At 73.9% G+C, this 3,220-nt stretch carries 4 protein-coding genes and 1 pseudogene; 4 read left to right on the top strand and 1 reads right to left on the bottom strand.

Annotated elements, in window-relative coordinates:
• The coding region (locus AB0C29_RS40395; protein ID WP_360832217.1) for a response regulator at positions 1–286 on the bottom strand (286 nt) is incomplete at its 3' end.
• Between the two features lie 123 nt (positions 287–409).
• Here AB0C29_RS40395 and AB0C29_RS40390 point away from each other — a divergent pair.
• The 4 genes and pseudogenes from AB0C29_RS40390 to AB0C29_RS40375 form a co-directional block, all read left to right on the top strand.
• Complete coding sequence (locus AB0C29_RS40390; protein ID WP_360832215.1) at positions 410–958, top strand: hypothetical protein; 549 nt, start codon at positions 410–412, stop codon at positions 956–958.
• Entirely contained in the window at positions 955–1,995 is a 1,041-nt protein-coding gene (locus tag AB0C29_RS40385; RefSeq protein ID WP_360832213.1) for a peptidoglycan-binding protein, read from the top strand. Before AB0C29_RS40390 ends, AB0C29_RS40385 begins: the two co-directional genes overlap by 4 nt.
• Entirely contained in the window at positions 1,992–2,648 is a 657-nt protein-coding gene (locus tag AB0C29_RS40380; RefSeq protein WP_360832211.1) for an ABC transporter ATP-binding protein, read from the top strand. Before AB0C29_RS40385 ends, AB0C29_RS40380 begins: the two co-directional genes overlap by 4 nt.
• A pseudogene (locus AB0C29_RS40375) lies at positions 2,645–3,133 on the top strand (ABC transporter permease); the annotation flags it as partial. The gene AB0C29_RS40380 and the pseudogene AB0C29_RS40375, both read left to right, overlap by 4 nt.
• Between the last annotated feature and the right edge of the window lie 87 nt (positions 3,134–3,220).

Below are 3,220 nucleotides of genomic sequence, written 5' to 3'. Positions count from 1 at the left end.
CGGCGCCCAGGGCCAGCCCCTCGACCCGGTCGTCGATGTCCGCCGCCGCGGTCAGCATGATGATCCGGGCGGTGGTGTCGCGCCCGGCGAGCTGCCGGCACACCTCGTCGCCGTGCACACCGGGCAGGTCCCGGTCCAGGATCACCACGTCGTAGTCGTTGACCCCGGCCCGTTCCAGCGCGGCGGCGCCGTCGTAGACCACGTCCACCGCATGGGTGTCGTGGCGCAGACCCGCCGCGACGGTGTCGGCCAGCAGCGGCTCGTCCTCGACCACCAGGATGCGCATGCCTCCATGGTGACCCAAGGTCACGTCACCTGGGCGTCACGGTTTCGCGTGACGGCCGGGAAACCCGCCGGGGACTTCACTGCTCGGTGTGGCGGCCGCCCGGCCGCCGACGAGGAGACGACGATGCGGACCACCAGGATCTTGGCGCTCGGCCTGCTGCTGACGATGGCGGCGGCCGGGTGCGGTGAGGCGGCGGAGGGCGACCAGGTCGCCTCGGCGGGCGGTGCGCCCACGGCGAGCACCAGCGCCGCGGCCGCCCGGGACGACGACGCGCCCCTGAAGTTCTCCCAGTGCATGCGCGAACAGGGCATGAGCTGGTTCCCCGACCCCCAGCCGGGCGGCGGGCTGCAGATCAAGATCCCTCAGGGTACGGACAAAGCGAAGTTCGACGCGGCGATGGCGGCCTGCAAGGAGTGGGCGCCCGACGGCGGTGACCGGGGCCCCGCCGACCCGCAGCAGCTCGAACAGGCCCGGCAGATGGCCCAGTGCATGCGCGACAACGGGGTGCCGAACTTCCCCGACCCGCAGGCCGACGGCAGCATCCGGCTCGACGGGAACAAGATCGGCAAGGGTCCCGGCGACCCGGCGTTCGACAAGGCCGAGCAGGCCTGCTCGAAGTTCCGCCCGGGCGGTCCCGACGCCCCCAAGAGCCAGGAAAAGAGGGAGGGATGAGCCGGCGGACGGTCTACGCCGCAGCGGCTGTGGCGCTGACGGCGGGTGCCGCGGCCGCGGTCGTGGTCGCCCTGCCGGACGCGCAGGAGCAGGCGCAGGCGTCCGCCCCGACGGCCACGGCGGTGGTGAAGAAGGAGACGCTGGTCGACACCGAGACCACCGACGGCGAGCTGGGGTACGGCGACCCGACCACGCACGCCTCCCGGCTCTCGGGCACCGTCACCGCACTCGCCGCCGAGGGCTCGACAGTGACCCGGGGCCAGGCCCTGTACCGGATCGACGACGACCCGGTCGTGCTGCTGTACGGCTCCCTGCCCGCGTATCGGACGTTGTCATCGGGGGACACGGGCAGGGACGTCAAGCAGTTCGAGCGGAACCTGTGGGCGCTGGGCTACCGCGGTTTCACCGTGGACCGGACGTACTCGTCGGCGACCGCCGCGGCCGTCCGGGACTGGCAGGACGACCTCGGGCTGGCCGAGACCGGGACGGTCGACCCGGCCCGGATCGTCTACGCGAGCGGCGCGGTCCGGGTCGACAGCCGCGCGGCCGGGCCGGGTGACGTCGTGCAGCCCGGGACGGACCTGCTGGAGACGACCGGCACCGGCCGGGTCGCCACCGTGGAGCTCGACATCTCGGATCAGCGGCTGGCCCGCAAGGGCGCGGCCGTGCGGGTGACCCTGCCCGACGGCAAGGAGGTCGCCGGGACGATCAAGGGTGTCGAGACCGTGGTCACGCCGGCCGAGGGCCAGCAGGAGGCGTCGACGAGCCTGTCGGTGACCATCGGCTTCGCCAAGGCGCCGGCCGGCCTGGACCAGGCGTCGGTCAGTGTCGAGTTCACCGCGGCGAAGCGGCCCGGCGTCCTGACGGTGCCGGTCGCGGCGCTGCTCGCGCTGGCCGAGGGCGGGTACGGCCTGGAGGTCGTCGACGGCGGCCGCAGCAGCATCACCGCGGTGGAGACCGGCCTGTTCGCCGACGGCCGGGTCGAGGTCTCCGGCACCGGGATCGCGGCCGGCACGACGGTGGGCATGCCGTCATGACGGTGATCGAACTGGCCGGCGCGACGAAGTCCTACCCCGGCGGCGTCACCGCGCTGGACCACGTGGACCTGAGCGTCGGGTACGGCGAACTGGCCGCGGTCGTCGGCCCGTCCGGCTCCGGCAAGTCGACGATGCTGCACCTCATCGGCACCCTCGACCGCCCGTCGGCGGGCACGGTCCGGATCGACGGGCACGACGTGTCCCGGCTCTCCGACCGGCAACTGTCGGCGTTGCGGGCGCGCCGGATCGGCTTCGTGTTCCAGCAGTTCCACCTGGCTCCCGGCCGTACCGCGGTGGCCAACGTGGCCGACGGCCTGCTGTATGCGGGCGTACCCCGCAAGGAGCGGGAGCGGCGCGCCGAGGCCGCGCTGCACCGGGTCGGCCTGGGAGCCCGGCTCGGGCACCGCCCGCACCAGCTCTCGGGCGGGGAACGGCAGCGGGTCGCGATGGCCCGCGCGGTGGCCGGGGATCCGGCCCTGCTGCTGGCCGACGAGCCGACCGGCAACCTGGACTCGGTCGCCGGGGCCGGGGTGGTCGAGCTGCTGCGCGAGCTGCACGCGGCCGGCACGACGGTCATGGTGATCACCCACGACCGGGAGCTCGCCGCCGGCCTGCCGCGGCAGATCTCCATGCGCGACGGGCGGGTGAGCTGACCGTGACTGTCCTGACACCGGCCCGGTTGCGGGTCGCCGACCTGATGCGGGTCGGGTTGTCGGGCCTGCGGGCCCGGCCGTTGCGCGCGGTGCTGTCCTCGCTGGGCATAGCGATCGGCATCGCGGCGATGACGGCGGTGGTGGGCATCTCGTCGTCCAGCCGGGCCGACCTGGACCGGGCTTTGGCGGCCCTGGGCACCAACCTGCTCACGGTCGGCCCGGGCAACACCATGTTCGGCGACGACGCGACGCTGCCGGACGAGTCCGTGTCGATGATCGAGCGGATCGGGCCGGTGCGCGCGGTGGCCGCGACCGGCACGGTCCCCGACACGACGGTGTACCGGACCGATCGGATCCCGGCGGCGCAGACCGGCGGCCTCTCGGTGGCCGCGGCCCAGCTGGATCTGCCGTCCACGGTGGGCGCCACGGTCGCGTCCGGGTCGTGGCTCAACGCGGCGACCGCCCGGTATCCGGCGGTCGTGCTGGCACCTCCAGATAGGCCCCGCGGACGTTGAGGCTCTCCTTGGCCCCGGCCCGCAGCAGCAGGAAGGCGACGATGTTGATCAGCAGAC

The organism is Actinoplanes sp. NPDC048791, assembly GCF_040650095.1.
Lineage (GTDB): Bacteria > Actinomycetota > Actinomycetes > Mycobacteriales > Micromonosporaceae > Actinoplanes.
The sequence above is the reverse complement of the archived record's forward strand: the minus strand, read 5'-3'. Positions and strand labels throughout refer to the sequence as shown.

Bases quoted from the DNA above. Each gene is read 5' to 3' on its own strand.
- AB0C29_RS40390 (WP_360832215.1), top strand. From the start codon at position 410: ATGCGGACCACCAGGATCTTGGCGCTCGGCCTGCTGCTGACGATGGCG.
- AB0C29_RS40385 (WP_360832213.1), top strand. From the start codon at position 955: ATGAGCCGGCGGACGGTCTACGCCGCAGCGGCTGTGGCGCTGACGGCG.
- AB0C29_RS40380 (WP_360832211.1), top strand. From the start codon at position 1,992: ATGACGGTGATCGAACTGGCCGGCGCGACGAAGTCCTACCCCGGCGGC.